We start from the raw sequence: 22,783 nt of genomic DNA, 5'->3' as shown, positions 1-22,783 counted from the left end.
TAATGGTGATGAGCATGCCCAGTGCAACATAAATGACAATGATAAAAATACCATACAGCAGCGCTTGGGACACAGCCTTCATGCGCGATCCGGCCTTTTTAGTAAAAAAGCTTACCGTCAGGGGGACCATCGGAAAGATGCAGGGCATGATAAAGGCTGCAAAGCCGCCTAGGATGCCTGCGATGAATATTCCCCAAAGAGAGGCTTTCTCTTGCGATTCTACTGGCATAGCAGCTGGCACGTCATCCCCTGCGCTATTTTGCGACGTAAGGTCTTGTGCCGCTCCATCAGTGAACTCAAGGTCCTCGGGAATTTCTATTAAGGGCTCTCCAGTATTTGTTGGAGAGTCGCTGTTTTCCGCTTCGCCACTAGTGAACTCGAGCTCATCAAAGGAAATTAATGTATCCTGTTGTGCAAAAGATATATGAATAAAGGAGAAGATAAAAATTTGTAGAACTACAACGTATCTAAGGAATAAATGCATAGTTTCAATCAATAAGATGCTAAAATAAAAAAAAGGCGGTAAACCACCGCCTTTCGTATTCTATTATTCGTAAATACTACTTAATTGTGACTGTGAAAGCGTATTCTTCAGGAGGTAGACAGCGCTCTTTGTCGCACGCCATAAATTCAACTACACCTTTAACATTCGTTTGCCCTTTAGTGAGTTTTACTTTTTGCTGAAAGGTAACTTCATTGATATAGTATGGGACGTCCATGTTGAACAATTTCTCAAATTTTGATTTTGGCGCCGGCGCCGCAACTTTACCGTTTAAAGTGTATTCTTTTGACGGTGTAAACTTAAAAGACGTGGAGATAGGGCCGCCATCAGGAACTTGTAGGCCATATATATTCCACCCTTGTTCAATAGTTGCTTTTACAAACACAACGGCTTCATTGTTATTTAGTTTTTTAGATGCAACGGACCACGTTACGGGGTTGTAAATTTGAGCTACCGCACCTGCAACACTAAACAGAACAAGCGCCATTAATAAGCTTAATTTTTTCATATTTATGATGTTTTACCTTTCTAGTTGGACGACCTAAACCCCAGTAGGTTTAAATTATCCGCTAATTGTGGCACAAAGGTAATAAGCCTCGCTGTGTGAAACAAGTAATTTTGTTGTTAAATTAGGAGGCGAATTTCCTTAAGATCAAAGGATTGGGTCGATTGGCCAATTAAAACGATTAACCTCCCTAACGAATCAACCCCTTGGATAGTGCCTTCTATTTGTTTCTCGTTGACTTCAAATAACGCAGGTTTCCCGTGCATTAATAATAACGCGGTGTAAGCGGCTCTTATTTTTTCTGGATGCTTGAGGTCCGATTGTTTGTATAACGTAAAAATTTGAGTGAGCATGTCACGACAGCACGCTTCTATATCTAGGTTTTTAGCCGATTTTAAATGCTGCTTTAAAGAAGTTGCTGATGTTTTTAGCGAATCTGGGAAATCTTGCTGATTGATATTAATTCCAATACCAACGATCGATGATTTGACCATTGCGCCCCGTAATTGGTTTTCAATTAATATACCGCCTATTTTTTTTTGACCGACAAATATGTCATTCGGCCATTTTATATATACATCTTTTATATAGTGGGTTAGCCATTGATGGACACCCAGCGATACTAGGATGTTTAGGTTGAAGGCGTGCTGTACGGGTAAGCTATTTGGGTACAATAGAAAGCTGACGGTAAGGTTCTCCTCGGGCTTTGTTAGCCACGCGGTTCCCCGTTGGCCTCTCCCTTGAGATTGATGCTTTGTCATAATGGCAGTCCCTTCGGCAAGTGGCTTAATATTTGACAAAAGTAGTTTTAAATAATCATTGGTGGAGGTTACCTCTTCAAGCACAATTAAATTTTGTCTAAGGTTAAGTCCAGAAAATGTGTTATTTTGCAAGAGAATAGAGTTAAGAGTATACGGAACATTCAAAACTAATGTTTTTTAATGAATAAATTCACAAAAACGGAGTTGTCAAGCAGACTCGCAGAGGTTGTCGTATTTGGGATGCAAGAGAAGAAAGGAGACGAAATTGTGCGGATGGATATGAGGAAAGTGAACGCGACGCTGTCGGATTATTTTGTGATATGTCACGCCGAATCAAGCATACAGGTGGGAGCGATCGCTAAAAGTATAGAAGACGAAGTTTACAAAGCATTTGGTCAAAGACCCTGGAATATAGAAGGGCGAGGAAATGGAGAGTGGGTTTTGTTGGATTTTGTGGATGTCGTAGTGCATATCTTCAAGAAAGACGTAAGAAGCCGTTATGGTATTGAAGATTTGTGGGGCGACGCTCAACTGGAATCCTTTCAAAGCGCTTAGTTTACAATTAAGAGATGATTTAACAGAATATAATGAAGAAAATCCCGAATAAAAAAGTTACCCCTGTACCACCGAAGTTTAACATGATGTGGCTCTGGATATTAATTATCCTAGGTTTCTTTGGTTTACAGTTCTTATTTAGTGGCGAAACGGCTGAGAAAATTAGTTATTCCGAATTTGAGCAAAACATGTTATTGCCCGGCGACGTGGATAAGTTAGTGGCCTATAAGAATAATGATTTAGTCGATGTAGAGGTTTATATTAAAAAGGATAAACTCTCTGAAGAAAAATATAAAGATGTTGCACCGGAAGAAAATTCCTTGATGATGAGCCCGGCGGTCGGGCCGCAATATGTGTTTACCGAACCTTCTCCTGAAATTCTGGAAAGAAAGTTAAACGCATCGCAAGATAGCTTAGGGACGGATGTTGCTAAGGTTGCCGTTAAATATGAAGACCGTACAAACCCATGGACAGGTTGGTTCGTTTCTTTTATGCTACCTTTATTGATAATCGTTGGTATCTGGATGCTGCTCATGCGTAGAATGGGTGGGGGTGCTGGCGGTGGCGGAGGCGCCATCTTTAATATCGGGAAATCCAAAGCCCAGTTATTTGATAAAGAGTCCCAAATTAATATCACCTTTAACGATGTTGCGGGACTGGAAGAAGCGAAAACCGAAGTAATGGAGATCGTCGATTTCTTGAAAAATCCACGGAAATATACAGACCTTGGTGGGAAAATCCCCAAAGGTGCCTTACTAGTAGGCCCTCCCGGAACGGGTAAAACGTTGTTAGCAAAAGCGGTAGCTGGTGAGGCGCAAGTGCCTTTCTTCTCGCTGTCTGGTTCTGACTTCGTTGAGATGTTCGTAGGTGTGGGGGCTTCTCGTGTTCGTGATTTGTTTAAGCAAGCAAAGGAGAAAGCGCCATGTATCATCTTCATCGATGAAATAGACGCTATCGGACGTGCGCGAGGCAAAAATTCCGTAATGGGTGGCAATGACGAGCGGGAAAACACATTGAACCAGCTACTTGTAGAAATGGATGGTTTCGGCACCAATGTAGGCGTGATTATTCTCGCAGCGACAAACCGTTTGGACGTGCTGGATACGGCCTTACTACGTCCAGGACGTTTCGATCGCCAGATATCGATTGATAAACCGGATTTGATCGGTAGAGAGCATATTTTTAACGTCCATTTAGCCCCATTGAAGCTTTCTGAAGAGGTCGATGCTAAAAAGCTATCGGCACAGACGCCGGGCTTCGCCGGAGCGGAGATTGCGAACGTTTGTAACGAGGCGGCATTGATCGCGGCGCGTAAGAATAAGAATGCGATCGATATGCAGGATTTCCAAGATGCCGTTGATAGGGTTATCGGAGGTCTGGAGAAGAAGAATAAAATCATATCACCCGAAGAGAAGAAAATTGTTGCTTATCATGAAGCGGGGCATGCAATTGCCGGTTGGTTTCTTGAATATGCCGATCCTCTGGTAAAAGTGTCTATTGTCCCTCGTGGTGTCGCTGCGTTAGGATATGCCCAGTATTTGCCCAAAGAGCAATTCTTATATACCACCGAGCAGCTACTGGACAGTATGTGTATGACAATGGGAGGACGTGTAGCCGAAGATATTACATTCGCCCGCATTAGTACGGGGGCACAAAATGATTTAGAGCGTATTACAAAACTCGCATATGCGATGACTGCGGTATATGGTATGAATGAGAAAGTTGGTAACGTATCTTTTAGAGACGGCGCGACTGAATCACAATTCCAAAAGCCCTATTCTGACCAAACTGCGGAGCTAATTGATGATGAGGTTCGTATCTTAATTGCTAAGGTGTACGAACGGACTAAACAATTGTTGCTTGATAAGCAAGAGGGGTTGATTAAGATTGCGGAGAAGCTTTTGGAGAAAGAGATCTTATTCCAAAGCGACTTGGAAGAAATTTTGGGCAAGCGGCCTTTCGAAAATCGTACCACATATGATGAGTTTGTAAATGGTGGCGCTGATGGCGGAGGTGTACCGCAGACAGATTTGCCTATCGAGCTTCCTGAGAAGAGTAATAATAACGACACACAATCCGAGACGACAAAAGAGTTATAATACAAATTTGTAGTCCATCGAGGATATCAAGACTTTTCCTGCTTTTCTGCTCGAAAAGTCTTGAGTATTTTTAGCATTACCTAAGCGATAAATTTTAGCAGGTCCGTTCACATATAAAAAATGAATATTAGAAATACAACAGCAAAAGAACAAATGCTCAAGAAAATTCGGCAAGCATTGCTTCAAAAGCGCGAGAATCCGCATGTTGATTTTGAAGATTCACCCTTGTATAACGACGAACCAGAGCCACTGGATGTGACATTTGCGGGCGAGTTGACTGCAATCGGGGGTAATTTTATTTATTGTGAGGGTGAAATTGCAATCATCGAGAATCTCATTTTACTTGCCGAGAAGTTAAAATTAAAAAAGCCCTTCGCATGGGAATCCGAAATTCAACAGCTTTTAAAACAATACGGATTCCCGGTATATACGGCAGAGCGTTTTTTTGAGGATGCAGATGCGGGTATTACAAGTTGCGAGGCGCTGATCGCCCGCAACGGGAGTGTGCTGGTTTCTAATGGTAATCCATCGGGACGTCGGTTAAGTATATACCCGCCCGTACATATTGTTATCGCTTATGCCTCACAGCTAGTTATGGATATACGGCACGGGCTCAATAAGATGAATGAAAAATACGGCTCGCAGTGGCCGACAATGGTTTCTACCATTACAGGCCCAAGCCGCACGGCAGATATCGAGAAAAGGCTGGTGCTGGGCGCGCATGGCCCTAAAGAGTTATATATCTTTTTAGTAGAAGATAGATTTTAAATTATGGACAACCTATTAAATTATCTTAATTATACTCCCGTTGCGTCGGTTATATTCGTATTGACGATTGGGCTTAGTTTATTTGTATTTTCGAATGAGAATTACTACGGAAAGCTTATGCTCCATCCCTATGGGATAAAACGAAATAAAGCGAAGTTATATACGGTTATCACGAGCGGTATGATCCATAAGGATGGGATGCATTTGCTTTTTAATATGTTTACCTTTTATTATTTTGGTTTCGCATTGGAAGCGATGTTTGTGCAGTTTAGTGGGCCCATCGGTCATTTCTTATTCGCTGGCTTTTATGTTTTGACGCTCATCCTGAGTGATCTGCCAACAATCTTGCGCCATAAAGATAACCCCGGGTATTATAGTTTAGGAGCCTCGGGCGCGATATGCGCGGTGTTGTTTAGCTTTATATTATTTCAGCCCAAGCAAATGTTAGGACTGTTTATGGTTATTCCTATCCCCGCATATTTGTTTGCATTTCTTTTTCTTGGTTACTGTATCTGGGCATCAAAAAAATCTTCAGATAATATAAATCACGATGCCCATTTATACGGTGCCTTGTCGGGATTGCTACTGACAATCTTGCTCTACCCGTGGTCGATTGTGAATTTTTTTGAGCAGTTTTAACAGCTTTTTTGTGCTGACTGACAAAAGTGCAGTCAACCTTCGTGATGAGGTCTGAGTTATACAAAAAGTTAAACACCTTCTATTTTTTGTGTTCTAATTTTCTGAAATTTAACGTGTTATTGTTTTCGTGTAAACTTGGCGTAAAATTTATCTTGTGTGCTAGCGTCCCGCCTATGTGTGGGGGCTTTTGGAAAGGTTTTTGTTGTCTTTCAATATATGTGGCAATCGCCCGGAAAACTTTCGTATTTTTAAAACGATTAGCGGGATTAGTTGTTTAACATATAAACCGATATATTAAATTAAAACTTTAAATAGAGGATCAAATGAACGAAAACGGTAAAGTAGTAGCAGCATTGCTAGCAGGAATAGCCGCGGGTGCGGTTATTGGGTTGTTGTTTGCACCTGAAAAAGGATCAGAGACAAGAGATAAGTTGAATGATTCTTTAGCAGACTTAGGAGACGTATTGAAAGAACGGGCTGAGGAGCAGTTCGACCAGATTAATGAGCTTAAAGAAAAATTAGTTTCTTTAGTTAAGTCTAAAGCCGCGCACGTAGAGTCTGCGTTGGATGACGAAGTTATTGAGCACGCATAATCGACGCCGACAACGTGTGTATCTAGCCATTATTAGTTAACTCTGTTTTAACTTTTAATGGCTCCAATTTCACCCTTCATTTTTTATATTCTTAGTTGAAGGTATTTATAACTACGGGAAAATTTCGGTCATTGGAGTATGATGACGATTGTTTTTTCTAGAAAAGGTAATTATGGAAGAAGAGAAGTTTTCAATAAGCGATACGATTCAAGCGGGAAAAGATTACGTAGATACGCAGATTAAGCTCTTACGTTTAAGAGGCTTGTCTAAAGGTTCGCGTATTTTTGGGTCGTTGGCATTGGATATTGTTAAAATAGTATTCACGCTGTTTATCATATTCTTTTGTTCGCTTGCATTAGGTTTTTATTTGGGTGAGCTGTTGGAGAGTAATGCATTGGGCTTTTTGTTAACGGGAGTTATCTTTTTTGTATCAGTGTTACTGATTCGGTTGTTTGAACCTAGATTAGAGTCATTTTTGGTCAATTTTACCATTCGCAAAATCACCAAGAATTGGGGTGGAGATGAAGATGACGATGAACAGGGAGCGGGAATTAAGGATGAAACTAAAGAGAATGTAGACGATGGAATCACAGAAAATAAATAGCATACAAGAATTGGCGCTCGAAATCGCTCGGTTGAAAGGGATCAAACGGGGGCATCAAGCAACTTTGGTGAACCAATATGGGCTTTTGAAAAACAAGGTTGAGTCGCCAATTCGGGTTGTAAATAATATTGTTTCTACCATTCCTGGTGCAGGTGCAGTGCGCGGCGTGGTCAAGGGGATAAGCCGTGCGACAAAAAGGGAAGACGCGGATTGGCTCACAAATGTTCTGCAATTAGGTGCACCCCTGGTGCTAAATACTACGCTTCTACGGAACTCGGGCTGGGTAAAAAAGCTACTGGTTTTGCTTGCTTCGGAAACGGCTATTGGTCAGGTAAATCAATCAAAAATCAGTGGGTTGGTCAGTAAATTAACTGGTTTGATGAAACCTTCGAAAAGGAAACATAAGAAAAAAGCGAAGGGCTCCATCACACCAGAGATGATGGAAAAAGAAATAGCCGAAAATGGACCTACCCCGATAAGGGAGACCTATTAAGCGGGAATATTTTTAGCCAGAAAGTCTTGGTAGGCGAGACGAATCCCCTCAGGAAGGTTCGTTTTTGCCGTCCACCCCAAATCCGTTAGTTTGGAAACATCCATTAATTTCCGTGGTGTTCCGTCTGGTTTGCTACTGTCGAACTCAATACTCCCTTTATAACCGGTTATATCTTTAATCATATATGCTAGGTCTTCGATACGTAGATCTTCACCCACGCCCACGTTTATAAATTGTGCTTGATTATAGTTTGCCATTAGAAATAGACAGGCTTGTCCGAGGTCATCAGCGTATAAAAACTCGCGCAGTGGCGTACCTGTCCCCCATATTTCTACCTTCGGGGTGTCCGAGATTTTCGCTTCATGGAAGCGGCGAATTAATGCGGGCAATACGTGTGAATTTTGCGGATGGTAATTATCGTTAATACCGTATAGATTTGTGGGCATTGCCGAAATGAAATTGCATCCGTATTGTGCCCTGTACGCTTCACACATTTTTATTCCAGCAATCTTAGCAATAGCATAAGGTTCGTTCGTAGGTTCGAGCGGACCGGTGAGCAGTGCTTCTTCTTTTAGGGGCTGCGGAGCTAGTTTTGGGTATATACAGCTTGACCCTAGAAACAGTAATTTTTTAACGCCATGAACATACGACTGATGGATGACGTTCGTCTGGATGGCGATATTTTCGTATAAAAAGTCAGCACGGTAAGTGCTATTGGCAATAATGCCACCCACTTTAGCAGCTGCAAGAAATACATAATCGGGTTTCTGCTCATTAAAGAACGTCTCTACTGCCGCCTGATTGCGTAAGTCAAGCTCACTACTGGTGCGTTTGATGATATGATTGTAGCCTGTTTTTTCCAAGGCACGCACGATCGCCGATCCGACCATTCCTCGGTGACCCGCAACATATATTTTAGCTTCTTTTTCCACGTTGAACTATTGATTCCTACAAATATAAGGTTATTTTTGCGGACAAAATATCATAAAATGGGTAAGGATAAGCTTCGTAAATATGCGGAAGTGGCAACGTTTTCCAACGTTTTACAGCTAGATGCTGGTAAAGCGTATAAGGGCCAATGGGCAAATCGCTTTTTTAAAAATGATAATCCTGTTATAGTAGAGCTCGCATGCGGCAAGGGTGAATACACGGTTAATTTAGCAAAATTATTTCCCGATAAAAATTTTATTGGTATCGATTACAAAGGCAATCGTATTTGGCGTGGCGCCAAGACGGCGCTTGAGGAATCGATCGCTAATGTTGGCTTCCTGCGCATACAGATCGAAACGCTTCTTGAACATTTCGGTCCCGGTGAAATTGATGAGATATGGATTACTTTCCCAGATCCACAACCGCAAGACAGTAGAGAGAAGAAGCGATTAACCAATCCCAACTTTTTAGCCCGATATAAAGAGGTACTTAAAAAAGGGGGGCTTATGCATTTGAAAACGGATAACGATGGCTTCTATGCGTATACAATTGAGCAGCTAGAGGATTTAAGGCTTCCAAAATTAAAGCAAACGACAGATCTTTATCATTCCGATTTGGTGGATGAAGTGCTTTCGATAAAGACGTATTATGAGCGCAAGTATTTGGCTGATAATAAAAATATTAATTACGTGCAGTGGGCTTTTTTGCCTAGAAATTAAGGGGGGGTCAGGGCTTGTCTTATCGATTTTTAAAGGTGTAATAGTAATCTTTTATCACAAGGTCAATGAATACTTCGGGAGCCATTTGGGGCTTAACCTCAAGAAGATCGACAAGTTTGTTGCTCAGTGCAAGGATAATATTGTAATCTTTTCGCTCGTATCCTTTTTTTAAGACGTCTTTTACAATGTTGACATCGTTGTCGGAAAGGCGCATTACTTGCGGAAAGGTAACATTATATTCTGCTGTAATTTCGGCAAATAGCGTTTCTTGAATTACGGTATTCTGTTTGATGCTTATTACCGCTGTGTCGGCGGCAATGTCACCAATACGCTGGGCCTTTTTACTGAGGACGATACTGCCGATTCCGATTGCACCCATACATAAAAAGATATCAACTATGGTGCACACCCATCGTATAAAATATTGATAAATGGTCGCCCGCGTACCGTCAATCTTCACGACTTTTATCTTCGTCAACCTCTTGCCAATAGTTTGACCATTAAAAATTGTTTCCATTAAAAATGGATACATGAATGCGGGTAAGGACAAAAGCCCGAAGACGCCCGCTATCAACCAAGAATCATTCGATGTAAATAGTCCAAGTTTAGCGAGGATTAAATAAATCAATAATATATAGCAAGAGATCAAAAAATAGTCAATTGCAAAGGCGAGAATGCGAGTGCCGAGTGAAGCAAGGTTATACTCAAATTTTACATTTTGAGGGGTATTAATAGGAAGTGTGTTCATTCGCAGGCTCATTAATTCGTCATTGATTTGCTACCCGTTCGTAAGTTTATTAACGTATATCTTTCTTTGCGAAGATCGTTAAAAATCGTTGTTTTTTAATTAAAACACACAATGATTATTTCATATCTTTGGTGAGATAAGCAATAAACTTAAGTATGAGAGAAGCCTCTTTTATTGAACAGAATAAAGAAAAGTGGATTCTAATAGAAAGTAATCTCCGAAACAAGGCTGATATTGAGCCGGATATACTTGCTTCTAATTATATTGAATTGACGAATGACCTAGCTTATGCGCAGACTTTTTATCCGGAATCTAAAACCAAGGAATATTTAAATGAGCTCGCTATTTTAGCACATCAGGTGCTCTACCGCGACCAAAGAACTTCGGTAAGTCAGATCAAAACATTTTTTAGATACGATATTCCGGAAGCGATATGGAAGATACGCCGGTCGTTATTCTATTCCTTGATCATTTTTTCCTTCTCGCTGATATTGGGTTTTGTTTCGGCACATTATGATATGGATTTTGTTCGTTTAATTTTAGGAGATCAATATGTCGATATGAGTCTTGCGAATATCCGAGATGGAAATCCAGCGGGTGTTTACCAGCAAGGTAATGCACTTGGCGGGGCGCTGGCTATTACGATAAACAATGTTAGGGTCGCCTTTATGGCATTTGCGTTTGGTGTCTTTTATAGTGTGGGCACGGGATTTATTTTATTGTCCAACGGGATTATGGTGGGCGCATTCCACCATATGTTTTATGAGCATGGTGTCGCTATTGAAGCTATGTCTGCCATCTGGATCCACGGCGCCATTGAGCTTTCCGTAATTGTTGTTGCTGGTGGGTGTGGTCTTGCTCTTGGCAATAGTATTTTGTTTCCCGGATCCTTTACGCGCATAGAATCCTTTAAACGAGCCATTAAAAATGCAAGTAAAGTGTTGTTGAGCACGGTTCCACTTTTTATTGTCGCTGGGTTTTTAGAAGGGTTCATCACCCGGCATTACCAAGTTTCTTTAACGTTATCGCTGGCGGTAATCTTCCTGTCTTTCGCTGCGGTTGCTTATATTTATATCTTTCGCCCTTCTCAACTCGCAAAAATTAACGGATGGAAATAAATTTCGAATTTCGTAAGGACCGTAAACTGGGGGACATCGTTCAGGATTTTGTAAATCTGATACGCTTGATTTTCGCGCACTTTATTCGCACAATTCTCCGGCTCGCTGTGGTTCCACTCTGCGTGATGTTGGTGTTGATTTACTATGGTACGACAAAGATCAATTTGACCAGCGATCAGGGTTGGTTGGAAAACAAGGAGGTTCTTGTTGTAGCTGCTTTTTTCGTCTTTAGCTTCATGATAGCCAGCATGTTGTTTTACGGCCTTGGAATAGAGTATTTTATACTTTTGAAAACCAAGCGCAGTACAGCATTCGGAACAAAGGATGTGTGGGAGGGATTTATCAAGAATATTCGCAAATATTTCGTTTTCCTGTTGATAGCATTAATCTCGCTTGCGCTTCTGTTTATCCCTTTGGCGGCGATATTTGCCTTGTTGTTGTTTGTTCCATTTGTGGGGAATTTTGCCCTAGGTATTGGTGTGACAATACTTGGTATTTGGTACTTTTGTGCTTTCCTTTTCTACCGTGAAAGCTATATGGAGGCGCATACGGCACTTCAAGATACGTTTAAGTTAATTAAGAATAGACTTTTTACCTACGGAGTTGCTTCCTACATCGTCAGTTTCATCTTTCAAGCCATGCTGATGATGCTCATGCTCGTCCCCTCATTAATCATTGCGTTGATAGCGTATAATGTTTTGGGCTTTAACGAGGGTTTTTTCGATAGTTTTACGGGACGCTTTCTCTCTTCAATAGGTGTTACGATCCTTGTACTAATCTACGTGATCTATTATATGTTTTCCATTCTTGTCTCCGGAATAATTTACGAATCAGCGAAAGAGTTTTCTTATGGCGAGAACGTGTATGAAAAGATTGTGCAAATAGGGAAGGAGCGGGGTGCGTAGCGGGATCATCTTTTTCATCCTTGGTCTTGCGATGCTTTCTATTCGTGCGCAAGATCCTAGGGACAGCCTCATTCGGGTCGATAGTGTTTTGACGGAGACCGATTTCTCCAATAACGTAGAGGGTTTTATGGAACAAGGGTATTATGATGCTATCCCGTATGTAGATTCGGTTCCAGCAATCGATAGTAACTATTATCAGCAGGTGCGCGATACTTTTTCTGGCGAGGAATTCGACTACGAGAAAACGAATATTAGAGATATAAACTTTTTTAAGAACATTTTTAGCCGGATTAGTCGGTGGTTGGCTAACCTGCTACCGATTGGCCGTTATGGACAATTTTCTGAATCGCTTTCTTATGTTTTAGCTGCAGTAGCTATTGCGTTACTGGGTTGGATTTTCTACCGCGTTATTTTTTCCGACAAACGTTTATTAGCCAAAGATAAAAAGGAGCATGAGCAGCAAGACGAAATTAAGTTTATTGAAAAAAACTTAATGAAAGTTGACCTAATCCCCTATATCGATAAAGCGAAGCATGAAGGGGATTATGCGCTGGCTATTCGCTATTTAAACTTGTTGAATACACAGCTTTTAGCACAAAAGGATTTCATAAAGTGGAAGCACACAAAAACTAACGATGAATTTATTCGAGAAATTCAAGATGCCGAAATCAAGGTGGAATTTGTTAGGAATGTGAATATTTTTAATCGTATATGGTATGGTGGAGCACCCGTCGATGGCCAGTTATACGAGGAATATGTACGCTATTTTTTTAACTTTCAAAAGAAATGGCGATGAGTGCGACGAATCGATTTGCGATAATCTTGCTAGGGCTGACTATTCTGGTGATTGCTTTGATTGATGTCGCCGGTGATAAGCCAATTGATTGGCGAAAAACATATGATCAGCGTGACAAGATCCCGTATGGACTATACATTACGCATCAAAAGATTCGGGATTTCCTAGGGCAGGGGACCAGAGTGAACGAATTTACGGAGACAGGTTACCAATCGGTGGATACCCTGCTGGAAGGTAAGAATTCTGGAACGGTGGTATATATCCAAGATCGTTTCGATCACGGTAATCAGGTCGTTGATGAGCTGTATCGCTTTGTGCAGTCAGGTGGAGAAGTTTTTATTTCAACAAACAGTCTAGCTAAAGCGCTGCTTGACACCTTAGGTATAGCGCAAAGTTACTATTATCCTGCGGAATTGGGTGCCGTCGTGCAGCGTGAGCGTGTATTCAGTCTCGCCGATGGACAGCAGGCGAATTATGCGGACCTCATGTACCCTGGCGTCTTCTGGGACTTAGATTCTGCACAGGTGACCATATTGGGGTACTTTGAAGCCGAAGGGAAAAAAGTGCCCAATTTTATCTCAGTCGAGATTGGTCGAGGGCGTTTTATCCTGCACCTTGAGCCGTTAATGTTTGCCAACTATTTTATGCTCAAAAAGGATAATTTTAATTATGCTCTTGCGGCAATGAACTTTATCTCCAGCAGCAATATTTATTGGTACGATAGTAACTTTAAGACAAGTCACCGATCGCAGAGCCCGCTTCGCGTGTTTCTTGAAAATGCGGGACTGCGCCAGGGCTGGTACCTTCTTTTATTCGGACTCATACTTTTTCTGCTGTTTAAAAGTAAGCGTGAGCAGTGTGCTGTCCCCGTGGTAGAACCTGAGCCAAATTTATCCAAGGAATTTGCCCGCACTATCGCGACACTGTATTATGAAAATGGGAGTCCAACGAATCTGGTAGCTAAAAAGATAGAATATTTTCTGTTTGATTTACGCGTGCAGTTTCAATTGGATATTATGCAATTCCAAGAAGACGATTTCCCCATGCAGCTCGCGCTGCGCACGGGAGTCGAGCAACAGGATGCAGAACATATTGTTGCGATATTGAAAAGCAATAGATATGCGAGCCATTCGACCGATCTGGAGCTCGTAATGGTTAATAGAGAAATAGAAGAATTTAAACGTAAAGCGAATATTCAATGAGTGAAAATGAAAACAAGTTCGAACCCAGCTTTGAAAATCGTATTGACTTGAACGGCTTACAAGTTAAAATGGAACAGGTTAAGCAAGAGGTGAAAAAAGTTATTGTAGGTCAGGATGAGGTCATTCATAAACTTTTGATCTCGATATTGGCTGGCGGCCACTCCCTGTTGGAGGGGATGCCTGGAGTAGCCAAAACACTCACCGCGAAACTAATTGCTAAAAGCATTGATGGAGATTTCAAGCGCGTGCAGTTTACGCCAGATTTGATGCCATCGGATGTAACGGGTTCCTCGATTTTGGATTTGAAAACCAGTGAGTTTGAATTTAAGAAGGGACCGATTTTTGGAAATATTGTATTGATTGATGAAATAAATCGCGCACCCGCAAAGACACAGTCGTCTCTTTTTGAATGTATGGCTGAGAGGCAGGTAACCATCGATGGGATAACGCACGCCGTACCGGATCCTTTTGTCGTATTTGCAACGCAAAACCCAATTGACCATGAAGGTACGTACCGTTTGCCCGAAGCGCAGTTAGATCGTTTTCTGTTTAAAATTGATGTTAACTACCCCGAGCGTGAGGAAGAGCTCGTTATTTTGCAGCAACACCATGCTCTGAAAGTGCATAATAAGGAAGAACAGGTTCGTCCCGTGGTTAGCGTAAAAGAGATAGCTTCCTTTCAAAGCCTTATTAAATTGTTATATGTGCACAGCGAGATCTTCACTTATATTGCAAACATTGTCCATCAAACGAGGATCAATCCCAATTTGACCCTTGGGGCGTCCCCTCGCGCGTCAATTGCAATTCTGGAAGCCTCCAAGGCAAATGCAGCACTACAAGGACGGGATTTTATTACGCCGGATGACGTGAAGTACGTTGCCTCAAGTATTTTAGAACATCGGGTTTTACTAACTCCGGAAAAAGAAATAGAGGGGTTTACAAGCGCCTATGTTATCAAACAAATTGTTGATAGTATAGAAATCCCTAGATAATGCAATCTGTACGAAATTTATATATCCATTCATTATTTTTTTACGGCGTATTGCTGCTTGCAGCGTGTTTTATGCTTTCGTTCTTTGTAAAAGCATTATTCCTTCCATCGACTATTCTTTTCTGGCTATTTCTCGCGGCATGGGTGTGGGATCTAGTCTTTTTGTATGGATCTAAACGAGGCATTGAATTACGGCGCGATTATCCCGAGAAATTGTCCAACGGCGATCAGAATGTGATGGCGATCTCATTAGTAAGTCACTACCCCTCGAAGGTGCGCGTGCGTGTTTTAGAAGAATTTCCTGAGCAGTTACAACTCAGAAATGTCCAATTTCGTCTGTTTTTAGTAGCGCATGAATCTAAACGCCTGAGCTACCAGATACGCCCGACTAAACGCGGTGTATATACCTTTCAACGCTGCCATGTGTTGGTGAAATACCTCGGTTTTTTTGAACGCAAATGCTCGTTGAAGGAGCATATCGATATTGCCTGTTTCCCGTCGTTCATTCAATTACGCAAGTACCAACTCTTGGCAACGACAGACCGACTGGTGGAGCTGGGTATGAAACGCATAAGGCGAATTGGGGCAACTTTTGAGTTTGAGCATATTCGTGAATATGTTCGCGGAGATGAGTATCGGCATTTGAACTGGAAAGCGACAGCGAAACACAAGAAGCTCCTCGTTAATCAATATCAAGAAGAGAGGTCCCAGCCTGTCTATGCTTTAATAGATACGGGACGCGTGATGCGAATGCCTTTTAATGGGCTTACGCTGCTAGATTATGCCATTAATGCGAGTTTGGTACTGGCCAATACGGTCATACTGAAACACGACCGTGCCGGAATGCTAACATATTCGAGCGAAGTAGCGAACCATATTCCTGCGGAAAGGCGCAACAACCAGATGATGCTTATTTCTGAAAAGCTCTATAACATCCGAACCGACTACCAGGAGTCTGAATTTGGAAACCTGTACGGGTTTACCCAAAAGTATATTAACAAACGGTCGCTGTTGATGATGTATACAAATTTTGAAACGCTTGACGCGTTATCTCGTCAGCTGCCGTATTTGCGCATGATTGCAAAAACGCATGTGTTATTGGTCGTGGTATTTCAAAATGTGGAGCTTATGGACTTAGCAAAAAAGGAAGGTACGAAGACATTTGATGTGTACAATCAAATTATTGCCCAGAAACTCACTCATGAAAAATATCAGGTCGTTCAGGAATTGCTTCGTTGTGGCATACAGACGCTGTATACTTCGCCCGAGCATCTGACGATCAATTCCATTAATAAATATCTAGAGATAAAAGCACGCGGTCTTCTGTAGTAAGTTCATTGTTTAATCCTAATTAGCCCGACTTGATTTTATCATGCTTCGTGTGCAGAATAGCATTATTAAGAGGCTTTTACCAGAGAATCTCGAAATAGGTTTTCGATATCAATTAAAGAGTTGTATTTTTGTCCACGAAAAATGTGGAATGATTTGCGTTTGGTACGTTCGACGTACCTGAGGAGATTGCAACCACGATAAAAAAGTGCTAAAAGCCAGTAGAAAGAAGTTTTTTCACTTCAACTTATCTGCATTGTTACTTTTCTACGCGGATCACAAAAAAAAGCTTAATGGCATATTTATTTACATCAGAATCGGTGTCGGAAGGGCACCCTGACAAAGTCGCGGATCAAATATCCGATGCTTTGATTGACAATTTCTTGGCCTGGGATGAGGATGCACGGGTAGCAATTGAAACCTTAGTTACTACCGGACAAGTCGTATTGGCCGGTGAAGTAAAATCTAAAATTTATCTTGACGTGCAGAAGATCGCACGGTCGGTTATTCAAAAAATAGGGTATACCAAATCGGAGTACATGTTTGAAGCAAACTCGTGTGGGGTCTTATCAGCGATACATGAGCAGTCGGTGGAAATTAACCAAGGAGTGGATCGTGCAAGTAGAGAAGAACAGGGAGCAGGTGATCAGGGAATCATGTTTGGTTACGCAAGTAACGAAACAGAAAATTACATGCCTTTGGCTTTAGATTTAGCGCATCGTCTATTGTTCGAGCTGGCAGAACTTCGCCGGGAAAATAACGAGATTACCTATCTGCGTCCTGATGCTAAATCTCAGGTGACGCTTGAATATAGTGATGATCATAAGCCACAACGGATTGATGCGATCGTTATTTCGACCCAACACGATGACTTTGCCGAAGAATCGCAAATGCTCGCTAAGATCAAACAGGACATAAGAGAAATATTAATTCCGCGGGTGAAAGCGCAGCTTAAACCTGAACTTCAGGATTTGTTTACCGAGGGTATCAAGTTCCACGTGAACCCCACTGGTAAATTTGTCATCGGCGGCCCGCACGGTGATACTGGGTTAACGGGACGGAAAATTATAGTCGATACGTATGGAGGCAAAGGAGCGCATGGTGGTGGAGCGTTCTCTGGAAAGGACCCATCCAAAGTTGACCGTTCGGCCGCATATGCGACGCGTCATATTGCAAAGAATTTGGTTGCAGCAGGCATAGCGGATGAAATTTTGGTCCAGATCTCTTATGCTATTGGTGTCAAAGATCCGATGGGTATCTATGTAAATACTTACGGGAAATCAAATGTTGGCTTTTCCGACGGCGAGATTGCACAGAAAATTGGTGAAATTTTCGATATGACGCCATTTGGTATTGAAACGCGACTGCATTTACGTAACCCTATTTACGCAGAAACAGCAGCATATGGCCATATGGGGCGCACCCCACAACTTGTATCTAAAACTTTCGAAAGTTCTACAGGGGAACAGAAGACGCTCGAAGTCGAACTGTTTACATGGGAAAAATTGGACTACGTCGATAAAATCAAAACGGCTTTTGGTATTTAGCTCTTGCGGACATCAAAATATATCACAAAAAGAGTTTTTCATTATTGATAAACTCTTTTTTATTATGTAGCTGTGGTTGCAGATCCATAGCCAGGGCTTAAGGTAGTAGAAATGCCACGGAAATCTCATATCTTTATAAACAATTTGGTAGTTATAAGTTTATGCGAAGACGTAAAAGAATTCTGTTTGTGATCAACCCGATTTCTGGAGGAAAGAAAAAATCGGCGTTCAATAAACAGGTATTAGAGGTTCTTGATCTTGAAAAATTTGACCCTACATTTCAGATAACGGATCATCCGAATCATGCGTTTGAACTCGGCAAGTCGGCTATTGAAGACGGATATGATGCGGTGGTCGCCGTTGGCGGCGACGGTACGATAAACGAACTGGGATCAGCTATATTGGGCTCGAATATGCCCCTCGGTATCGTGCCGGAGGGCTCCGGCAATGGTTTAGCCCTCTATTTAGGGATTCCATTAAACGAATCTGCAGCTATTCGCCGCATCAATAGGTTTGAAACGGTTGATGTCGATACGGGAGTGATCAATGGTCGAAATTTTTTCAATATCGCCGGACTGGGGTTTGATGCTTCTGTAAGCGATCACTTTGCTACTGAAAATATTCGGGGCCCGATCGGTTACTTAAATTCTGTCATTAACGTTTGGAATAAATTTAAGCCTAGTAAATATACGTTGGTCATCGATGGCAAAGAGTATACTCGAGAAGCCTTTATGATCAGTGTCGCGAACTCTCCGCAATACGGCAATAATGCATACATAGCGCCACAAGCATCCATCAACGATGGTCTATTGGATGTCTGTATTGTGCATAGATTTCCCATCTATCTCGTGCCAAAGATGGTTTTTCATCTGTTTACAAAAAGCGCAGATCAATCCGATTACGTGGAAATTATTCCCGGAAAAGCAATCACCATTGTCCGGGACGACAAGGGACCGGTGCATGTGGACGGTGAACCTGTCGAGATGGGGGAGACCTTAAATATCAATATTAAGCATAAATCACTTAAAATTATTTGTTAGTATGGCAAAGCAAAAGAAACAGCGCTTTGAAGGAATCGTATATTCAACCGCTAATGATTTTTCATATACGGATGCTGATCCACAAGATTCAGAACAGGAAACGTTGTCTCCAAATAAACAGCATCTGAAAGTCATGTTGGATCGCAAAGCTAGGAAAGGAAAAGTTGTTACAATCGTTCAAGGATTTATTGGTAATGAGAATGACCTAAATAATCTGGCAAAAAAAATAAAGCAAAAGTGCGGCGTTGGAGGCGGTGCAAAGGAGGGGGATATTTTAATCCAAGGAGACTTTAAAGCTAAAGTTTCCGAGCTTTTAAAATCCGAGGGATATGCCGTGAAATTGGTTGGTGGATAAATACTTACAATCGGTTGCATTAACCGTGTATTTTTCTTTTAAATCAGATATACATTCTAGATAATGTGTTTGTATTTGTCGAAAAACAGTGCGTTATCGTTTTAGTTTCCGTAAGTGAACACTTACTTATTTTTGAACGTTAATGATTGTTTAATTTGCATAAACCAAAAAAAATGGTTTTCATTGTAAAATATATCGCTGTTCGCGGCGTTAATGCTAGGAGCCTAAACATGTTAATCGGGAAGGAAACCGCTGGTGGTTCAAATAATATGTTGCTCGTTGAAAGAAGTATAAATTAATGCAAAGAAAATTTTATTTTTAACACAAAACAGTATATTTGTTTTGCTTTACGGCAAAATAAGGGCTTGAAGATTGCACAAATTGAATTAAACATTAAATATTAAACAACAGTAAAAATCTAAAAATTAGTAAAATGGCAAACGCACCAAAGACTACTACTCCTGCTAAGAAAGAAAGCGGAAATTCAGGTAATTTATTTGCGAGTTTAGCAATTATCATTTGTTTCGTGATTGGTTTCATCGTATACAAATTCGTAATGGGTAATCCAGCAAACTTTATTGAGAACAATCCTGAAAACCAACCACTACCTGGTAACTACCTAGGAATGGTTTATCACGCGGGATTTGTGGTTCCTGTTCTACTTGGTTTATTCCTAATGGTATGGGTATTCTCAATTGAACGTTTTATCGTTATTAACAGAGCTGCAGGGACAGGAAACGTAGGTCTTTTCGTAAGAAAGATCCAATCGTTAATTAACGGCGGTAACATTGATTCTGCAATTTCAGAATGTGATAAGCAAAAAGGATCAGTTGCTAACGTTGTGAAAGCAGGATTATTGAAATACAAAGATGTTTCATCGAACACAGTGCTTGATTCAGAAAAATCAATAGTCGCTATCCAAAAGGAAATCGAAGAAACGACTTCATTAGAAATGCCAATGTTAGAGAAAAACATGAATGTAATTGCTACTCTGGTTTCTATCGGTACTTTGACAGGACTATTAGGTACAGTAACAGGTATGATTAAAGCATTCTCAGCTTTAGCGACTGGTGGTACTCCGGATTCAGCGAAATTAGCAAACGGTATCTCTGAAGCATTGATCAACACAGCTACAGGTATTGCAACATCTACTTTCGCAATTGTACTATACAATATCTTAACTGCTAAAATTGACAACTTAACTTACTCTATTGATGAGGCTGGTTTCTCTATCGTACAAACCTACGCGGCAAACCACAAATAGAAAAATGATTCTTTTTTAAATTCTTTTATGGAATTGGTAGAAAGAAATCATCATTAGATAAAGGAATAAGATTGTTAATTAAAGAAGTAAATTAAAATGGGAAAAGCAAAAGTAAAAAGAACCAGCACCAATATCGACATGACGGCGATGTGTGACGTTTCGTTCTTGCTTCTTACATTCTTCGTATTAACAGCAACAGCACGCCAACCAGAAGTTCTGGTGGTAGATACGCCATCCTCGAGTACGCCGGATCAATTACCTGACGATGGTCTAGGTATTATTTCGGTCGCTGAGGGTAAAATATTTTTCGCTGTAAAAAACCCAGAGGTTCGGGAACTTACTTTGAAAAATATTTCACAGAAGTATGGTGTTGCGTTTTCTGCAGAGGAGTATGAGAAATTCAGAAGGCTCGAAGAGTTCGGTGTTCCAGTGAAAAATTTGCGTCAATTGTTATCCTTACCAGAAGATCAACAAAAAAAGCCGGAAATTCAATCAGGTATACCAGTGGATAGTACAGAGACTGTTACGAACGAGTTGTATTCTTGGGTACAAGAAGCGCGTAAAGCGACAGTTGAGTATAACCGTTCACGCGAGGGCGATAAGGGGTTTGAGGATCCAGGACCAATGAAGGTTGCAATTAAAGCGGCCGCAGAGGAAAAGTATCCAACAATCCATTTGATTATTGAGACTTTACGTAATCAGAAACAAAACAAATTTAGTTTTGTCACAGGATTAAGAGCTAAGGAATAATCGAACTAATTATAAAAGTATAATGGCAGAATTAAATCAAGATAGTGGAAAAGGAAATAAAGGTGGCAAAGTAAGAGCCAAGAAAGCCGGCGGTAAAGTCGACTTGACAGCCATGGTAGATTTGGCCTTTTTGTTAATCACCTTCTTCATGTTAACCACGTCGTTGAATAAACCACAAGCAATGGATGTTGCGATGCCAGATAAGAACAAGATTGATAAAAATGATAATCTGGAAATTGCAGATAATCGTTCAATCACGCTCTTATTAGGCTCAGATAACAAAATCTCTTGGTATTATGGCCAATTGGCGAACCCGATTTATCCACCAGCTACGGTTGAGTATGGTAATGATGGTATACGCGAGGTGTTGCTTAAAATGCAAAAAGAGGTTCCAGCTAGAGCGGGTGGGAAGGATTTGATTGTCGTAATCAGACCTAGTGAGAAATCAATTCATAGAAACCTTGTCGATATTTTAGATGAGATGAAGATTGTTGATGTTAAACGCTATATGATTTCGCAAATCAACGATGACGAAATAGAAGTATTAAAAAGCGAAGGTCTGTTTAACGACTAATCGCATAACAAAATAACATATGTTTGGTTCTAAATTAGATATCTTCAAATCAGAATGGCTAGATGTCGTATTTGCAAATAGAAATAAAGAATATGGTGCCTACGATTTACGTAAGTTTTCGCCAAAGGCAACCAATATTGCACTATTTGCAATGGTCATAGTTGTTTTTGTTTTGAGTGCTCCAAAAGTGTTTAATATTAAACTCTTTCCAGATAAACCAGTTGAAGAAGCTCCAGTTATTACGGAGGTGACTTTGGAAGACTTGGAATTACCGCCGGAGCCCGAAGAAGAAGAACCTCTTCCTATCGAAGAGCCACCACAACGTATTGCTCAAGAACCACCAGCAGAAGATCTAGTGCGTTTCCCAGAGCCGAAAGTGGTGCCTCAAAATGAAGTGAAAGAAGAGGTCGTTTCCCAAGAGGAAATTAAGAAAGAAAACAAAACTCCTGCACGTATTACCCTTAAAGGTACAAAAGGTGCAGCGGGTGTGCCTACTGGTGAGTTTGGTCCGAAAAAAGTAGAGGGTCAAATTACAGGTAGCGCGACAGGAGATCCTGACGGAGATCCCGATAAGATTTTTAGCGCTGTGGAAGTGCAACCAATGCCAATGGGCGGGTTGAATGCTTTCCGTAAGTGGGTTGGTGAAAACTATACCTACCCATCGGGAGCAATTGATGCTGGCGTAAAGGGGCAAGTTGTTGTATCCTTCGTTGTTGAACGAGATGGGTCATTAACCGACATCAAAGTCGTGAAAGATCTTTCTTACGGTACTGGTCAAGCTGCAATCAACGTCTTGAAAAGGGCGAAGAAGTGGAAGCCGGGCATTCAGAATGGTCGTCCTGTACGTGTAGCGTACACACTGCCGATTTCGTTAAACTTACAGCAGTAAAATGAGTGGCTTAGGTAAAGGCCCAAATAAATTTAGACAGAAATCGCCAACCCAGCGATTTCTGTCTATTTTAGGGCTAGCGATGTTCGCGTTTTATTTTATTCTGG

Annotated in this window: 25 protein-coding genes and 1 pseudogene; 21 read left to right on the top strand and 5 right to left on the bottom strand. The window is 41.1% G+C overall.

Going from position 1 to position 22,783, the window contains the following annotated elements:
* From FM107_RS20010 to FM107_RS11415, 3 genes and pseudogenes are all read right to left on the bottom strand, one after another.
* Positions 1-484 (bottom strand): annotated as a pseudogene (locus FM107_RS20010) (hypothetical protein); the annotation flags it as partial.
* Positions 485-560: 76 nt separating this feature from the next.
* Positions 561-1,010 carry a protein-disulfide reductase DsbD domain-containing protein gene (locus tag FM107_RS11420; RefSeq protein ID WP_179204464.1) on the bottom strand — a complete coding sequence of 150 codons (450 nt, stop codon included), beginning with the start codon at positions 1,008-1,010 and terminating at the stop codon, positions 561-563.
* 116 nt (positions 1,011-1,126) lie between these two features.
* Positions 1,127-1,900, bottom strand: a complete 774-nt coding sequence (locus tag FM107_RS11415) for a biotin--[acetyl-CoA-carboxylase] ligase (protein WP_179204463.1) — start codon at positions 1,898-1,900, stop codon at positions 1,127-1,129.
* 48 nt (positions 1,901-1,948) lie between these two features.
* Here FM107_RS11415 and rsfS point away from each other — a divergent pair, with 48 nt between their 5' ends.
* The 7 genes from rsfS to FM107_RS11380 all read left to right on the top strand — a co-directional run bounded on the left by rsfS (position 1,949) and on the right by FM107_RS11380 (position 7,519).
* Positions 1,949-2,323, top strand: coding sequence for a ribosome silencing factor (rsfS, locus tag FM107_RS11410; RefSeq protein ID WP_086948643.1), 375 nt, complete (start codon positions 1,949-1,951; stop codon positions 2,321-2,323).
* Positions 2,324-2,355: 32 nt separating this feature from the next.
* Positions 2,356-4,422, top strand: coding sequence for an ATP-dependent zinc metalloprotease FtsH (gene ftsH, locus FM107_RS11405; protein ID WP_086948642.1), 2,067 nt, complete (start codon positions 2,356-2,358; stop codon positions 4,420-4,422).
* Positions 4,423-4,542: 120 nt separating this feature from the next.
* Positions 4,543-5,190 carry an LUD domain-containing protein gene (locus FM107_RS11400; protein WP_086948641.1) on the top strand — a complete coding sequence of 216 codons (648 nt, stop codon included), beginning with the start codon at positions 4,543-4,545 and terminating at the stop codon, positions 5,188-5,190.
* 3 nt (positions 5,191-5,193) lie between these two features.
* On the top strand, positions 5,194-5,829 hold the full coding sequence (locus FM107_RS11395; RefSeq protein WP_086948640.1) for a rhomboid family intramembrane serine protease: 636 nt from the start codon (positions 5,194-5,196) through the stop codon (positions 5,827-5,829).
* 323 nt (positions 5,830-6,152) lie between these two features.
* On the top strand, positions 6,153-6,422 hold the full coding sequence (locus FM107_RS11390) for a YtxH domain-containing protein (protein ID WP_086948639.1): 270 nt from the start codon (positions 6,153-6,155) through the stop codon (positions 6,420-6,422).
* A 172-nt stretch (positions 6,423-6,594) separates the two neighbouring features.
* On the top strand, positions 6,595-7,026 hold the full coding sequence (locus FM107_RS11385) for a hypothetical protein (RefSeq protein WP_179204462.1): 432 nt from the start codon (positions 6,595-6,597) through the stop codon (positions 7,024-7,026).
* Positions 7,004-7,519: a hypothetical protein gene (locus FM107_RS11380; RefSeq protein WP_086948638.1), complete on the top strand. Its 516-nt coding sequence runs from the start codon at positions 7,004-7,006 to the stop codon at positions 7,517-7,519. The genes FM107_RS11385 and FM107_RS11380 overlap by 23 nt, the downstream gene beginning before the upstream one ends.
* Here the strand turns inward: FM107_RS11380 and FM107_RS11375 are convergent.
* Positions 7,516-8,451, bottom strand: coding sequence for a GDP-L-fucose synthase (locus FM107_RS11375; RefSeq protein ID WP_086948637.1), 936 nt, complete (start codon positions 8,449-8,451; stop codon positions 7,516-7,518). The genes FM107_RS11380 and FM107_RS11375 overlap by 4 nt on opposite strands.
* 57 nt (positions 8,452-8,508) lie before the next feature.
* Here FM107_RS11375 and trmB point away from each other — a divergent pair, with 57 nt between their 5' ends.
* Positions 8,509-9,168 carry a tRNA (guanosine(46)-N7)-methyltransferase TrmB gene (trmB, locus tag FM107_RS11370; RefSeq protein WP_086948636.1) on the top strand — a complete coding sequence of 220 codons (660 nt, stop codon included), beginning with the start codon at positions 8,509-8,511 and terminating at the stop codon, positions 9,166-9,168.
* A 19-nt stretch (positions 9,169-9,187) separates the two neighbouring features.
* Here the strand turns inward: trmB and FM107_RS11365 are convergent, their stop codons facing one another.
* Positions 9,188-9,916: an RDD family protein gene (locus tag FM107_RS11365; protein ID WP_086948635.1), complete on the bottom strand. Its 729-nt coding sequence runs from the start codon at positions 9,914-9,916 to the stop codon at positions 9,188-9,190.
* A 155-nt stretch (positions 9,917-10,071) separates the two neighbouring features.
* On the opposite strand from FM107_RS11365, the gene FM107_RS11360 reads away from it, so the two are divergent.
* The 13 genes from FM107_RS11360 to FM107_RS11300 all read left to right on the top strand — a co-directional run bounded on the left by FM107_RS11360 (position 10,072) and on the right by FM107_RS11300 (position 22,676).
* Positions 10,072-11,034 carry a stage II sporulation protein M gene (locus tag FM107_RS11360; protein WP_086948634.1) on the top strand — a complete coding sequence of 321 codons (963 nt, stop codon included), beginning with the start codon at positions 10,072-10,074 and terminating at the stop codon, positions 11,032-11,034.
* Positions 11,025-11,939, top strand: a complete 915-nt coding sequence (locus FM107_RS11355; RefSeq protein WP_086948633.1) for an ABC transporter permease — start codon at positions 11,025-11,027, stop codon at positions 11,937-11,939. Before FM107_RS11360 ends, FM107_RS11355 begins: the two co-directional genes overlap by 10 nt.
* Positions 11,932-12,735 carry a DUF4129 domain-containing protein gene (locus FM107_RS11350; RefSeq protein ID WP_143559480.1) on the top strand — a complete coding sequence of 268 codons (804 nt, stop codon included), beginning with the start codon at positions 11,932-11,934 and terminating at the stop codon, positions 12,733-12,735. Before FM107_RS11355 ends, FM107_RS11350 begins: the two co-directional genes overlap by 8 nt.
* Complete coding sequence (locus FM107_RS11345; protein ID WP_086948631.1) at positions 12,732-13,937, top strand: DUF4350 domain-containing protein; 1,206 nt, start codon at positions 12,732-12,734, stop codon at positions 13,935-13,937. The genes FM107_RS11350 and FM107_RS11345 overlap by 4 nt, the downstream gene beginning before the upstream one ends.
* Positions 13,934-14,929, top strand: coding sequence for a MoxR family ATPase (locus FM107_RS11340; protein ID WP_086948630.1), 996 nt, complete (start codon positions 13,934-13,936; stop codon positions 14,927-14,929). Before FM107_RS11345 ends, FM107_RS11340 begins: the two co-directional genes overlap by 4 nt.
* Positions 14,929-16,257, top strand: a complete 1,329-nt coding sequence (locus tag FM107_RS11335) for a DUF58 domain-containing protein (protein WP_086948629.1) — start codon at positions 14,929-14,931, stop codon at positions 16,255-16,257. Before FM107_RS11340 ends, FM107_RS11335 begins: the two co-directional genes overlap by 1 nt.
* A gap of 293 nt (positions 16,258-16,550) precedes the next feature.
* On the top strand, positions 16,551-17,804 hold the full coding sequence (gene metK, locus FM107_RS11330) for a methionine adenosyltransferase (RefSeq protein ID WP_086948628.1): 1,254 nt from the start codon (positions 16,551-16,553) through the stop codon (positions 17,802-17,804).
* A 161-nt stretch (positions 17,805-17,965) separates the two neighbouring features.
* Entirely contained in the window at positions 17,966-18,844 is an 879-nt protein-coding gene (locus tag FM107_RS11325) for a diacylglycerol kinase family protein (protein ID WP_086948627.1), read from the top strand.
* Between the two features lies 1 nt (position 18,845).
* Entirely contained in the window at positions 18,846-19,199 is a 354-nt protein-coding gene (locus FM107_RS11320; protein WP_086948626.1) for a translation initiation factor, read from the top strand.
* A gap of 433 nt (positions 19,200-19,632) precedes the next feature.
* A complete protein-coding gene (locus FM107_RS11315) occupies positions 19,633-20,463 on the top strand; it encodes a MotA/TolQ/ExbB proton channel family protein (RefSeq protein WP_086948625.1) in 831 nt (276 codons plus the stop codon).
* A 96-nt stretch (positions 20,464-20,559) separates the two neighbouring features.
* Positions 20,560-21,213, top strand: coding sequence for a biopolymer transporter ExbD (locus FM107_RS11310; RefSeq protein ID WP_086948624.1), 654 nt, complete (start codon positions 20,560-20,562; stop codon positions 21,211-21,213).
* A gap of 22 nt (positions 21,214-21,235) precedes the next feature.
* Positions 21,236-21,787, top strand: a complete 552-nt coding sequence (locus tag FM107_RS11305; protein WP_086948623.1) for a biopolymer transporter ExbD — start codon at positions 21,236-21,238, stop codon at positions 21,785-21,787.
* Positions 21,788-21,806: 19 nt separating this feature from the next.
* Positions 21,807-22,676, top strand: a complete 870-nt coding sequence (locus tag FM107_RS11300) for an energy transducer TonB (protein WP_086948622.1) — start codon at positions 21,807-21,809, stop codon at positions 22,674-22,676.
* Positions 22,677-22,783: the final 107 nt, after the last annotated feature.

It is taken from the genome of Sphingobacterium sp. JB170 (genome assembly GCF_900163865.1).
GTDB lineage: Bacteria > Bacteroidota > Bacteroidia > Sphingobacteriales > Sphingobacteriaceae > Sphingobacterium.
Note: the sequence above shows the minus strand (reverse complement) of the source record. Positions and strands in the feature narration are given on the sequence as shown.

What these genes read in the sequence shown, in the direction of transcription:
- FM107_RS11315 (WP_086948625.1), top strand. Translation starts at nt 19,633, where the DNA reads ATGGCAAACGCACCAAAGACTACTACTCCTGCTAAGAAAGAAAGCGGA.
- FM107_RS11380 (WP_086948638.1), top strand. Translation starts at nt 7,004, where the DNA reads ATGGAATCACAGAAAATAAATAGCATACAAGAATTGGCGCTCGAAATC.
- FM107_RS11340 (WP_086948630.1), top strand. Translation starts at nt 13,934, where the DNA reads ATGAGTGAAAATGAAAACAAGTTCGAACCCAGCTTTGAAAATCGTATT.
- FM107_RS11395 (WP_086948640.1), top strand. Translation starts at nt 5,194, where the DNA reads ATGGACAACCTATTAAATTATCTTAATTATACTCCCGTTGCGTCGGTT.
- FM107_RS11345 (WP_086948631.1), top strand. Translation starts at nt 12,732, where the DNA reads ATGAGTGCGACGAATCGATTTGCGATAATCTTGCTAGGGCTGACTATT.
- FM107_RS11305 (WP_086948623.1), top strand. Translation starts at nt 21,236, where the DNA reads ATGGCAGAATTAAATCAAGATAGTGGAAAAGGAAATAAAGGTGGCAAA.
- FM107_RS11335 (WP_086948629.1), top strand. Translation starts at nt 14,929, where the DNA reads ATGCAATCTGTACGAAATTTATATATCCATTCATTATTTTTTTACGGC.
- ftsH (WP_086948642.1), top strand. Translation starts at nt 2,356, where the DNA reads ATGAAGAAAATCCCGAATAAAAAAGTTACCCCTGTACCACCGAAGTTT.
- FM107_RS11420 (WP_179204464.1), bottom strand. Translation starts at nt 1,010, where the DNA reads ATGAAAAAATTAAGCTTATTAATGGCGCTTGTTCTGTTTAGTGTTGCA.
- FM107_RS11320 (WP_086948626.1), top strand. Translation starts at nt 18,846, where the DNA reads ATGGCAAAGCAAAAGAAACAGCGCTTTGAAGGAATCGTATATTCAACC.
- rsfS (WP_086948643.1), top strand. Translation starts at nt 1,949, where the DNA reads ATGAATAAATTCACAAAAACGGAGTTGTCAAGCAGACTCGCAGAGGTT.
- FM107_RS11385 (WP_179204462.1), top strand. Translation starts at nt 6,595, where the DNA reads ATGGAAGAAGAGAAGTTTTCAATAAGCGATACGATTCAAGCGGGAAAA.
- metK (WP_086948628.1), top strand. Translation starts at nt 16,551, where the DNA reads ATGGCATATTTATTTACATCAGAATCGGTGTCGGAAGGGCACCCTGAC.
- trmB (WP_086948636.1), top strand. Translation starts at nt 8,509, where the DNA reads ATGGGTAAGGATAAGCTTCGTAAATATGCGGAAGTGGCAACGTTTTCC.
- FM107_RS11325 (WP_086948627.1), top strand. Translation starts at nt 17,966, where the DNA reads ATGCGAAGACGTAAAAGAATTCTGTTTGTGATCAACCCGATTTCTGGA.
- FM107_RS11310 (WP_086948624.1), top strand. Translation starts at nt 20,560, where the DNA reads ATGGGAAAAGCAAAAGTAAAAAGAACCAGCACCAATATCGACATGACG.
- FM107_RS11360 (WP_086948634.1), top strand. Translation starts at nt 10,072, where the DNA reads ATGAGAGAAGCCTCTTTTATTGAACAGAATAAAGAAAAGTGGATTCTA.
- FM107_RS11390 (WP_086948639.1), top strand. Translation starts at nt 6,153, where the DNA reads ATGAACGAAAACGGTAAAGTAGTAGCAGCATTGCTAGCAGGAATAGCC.
- FM107_RS11355 (WP_086948633.1), top strand. Translation starts at nt 11,025, where the DNA reads ATGGAAATAAATTTCGAATTTCGTAAGGACCGTAAACTGGGGGACATC.
- FM107_RS11365 (WP_086948635.1), bottom strand. Translation starts at nt 9,916, where the DNA reads ATGAACACACTTCCTATTAATACCCCTCAAAATGTAAAATTTGAGTAT.
- FM107_RS11300 (WP_086948622.1), top strand. Translation starts at nt 21,807, where the DNA reads ATGTTTGGTTCTAAATTAGATATCTTCAAATCAGAATGGCTAGATGTC.
- FM107_RS11400 (WP_086948641.1), top strand. Translation starts at nt 4,543, where the DNA reads ATGAATATTAGAAATACAACAGCAAAAGAACAAATGCTCAAGAAAATT.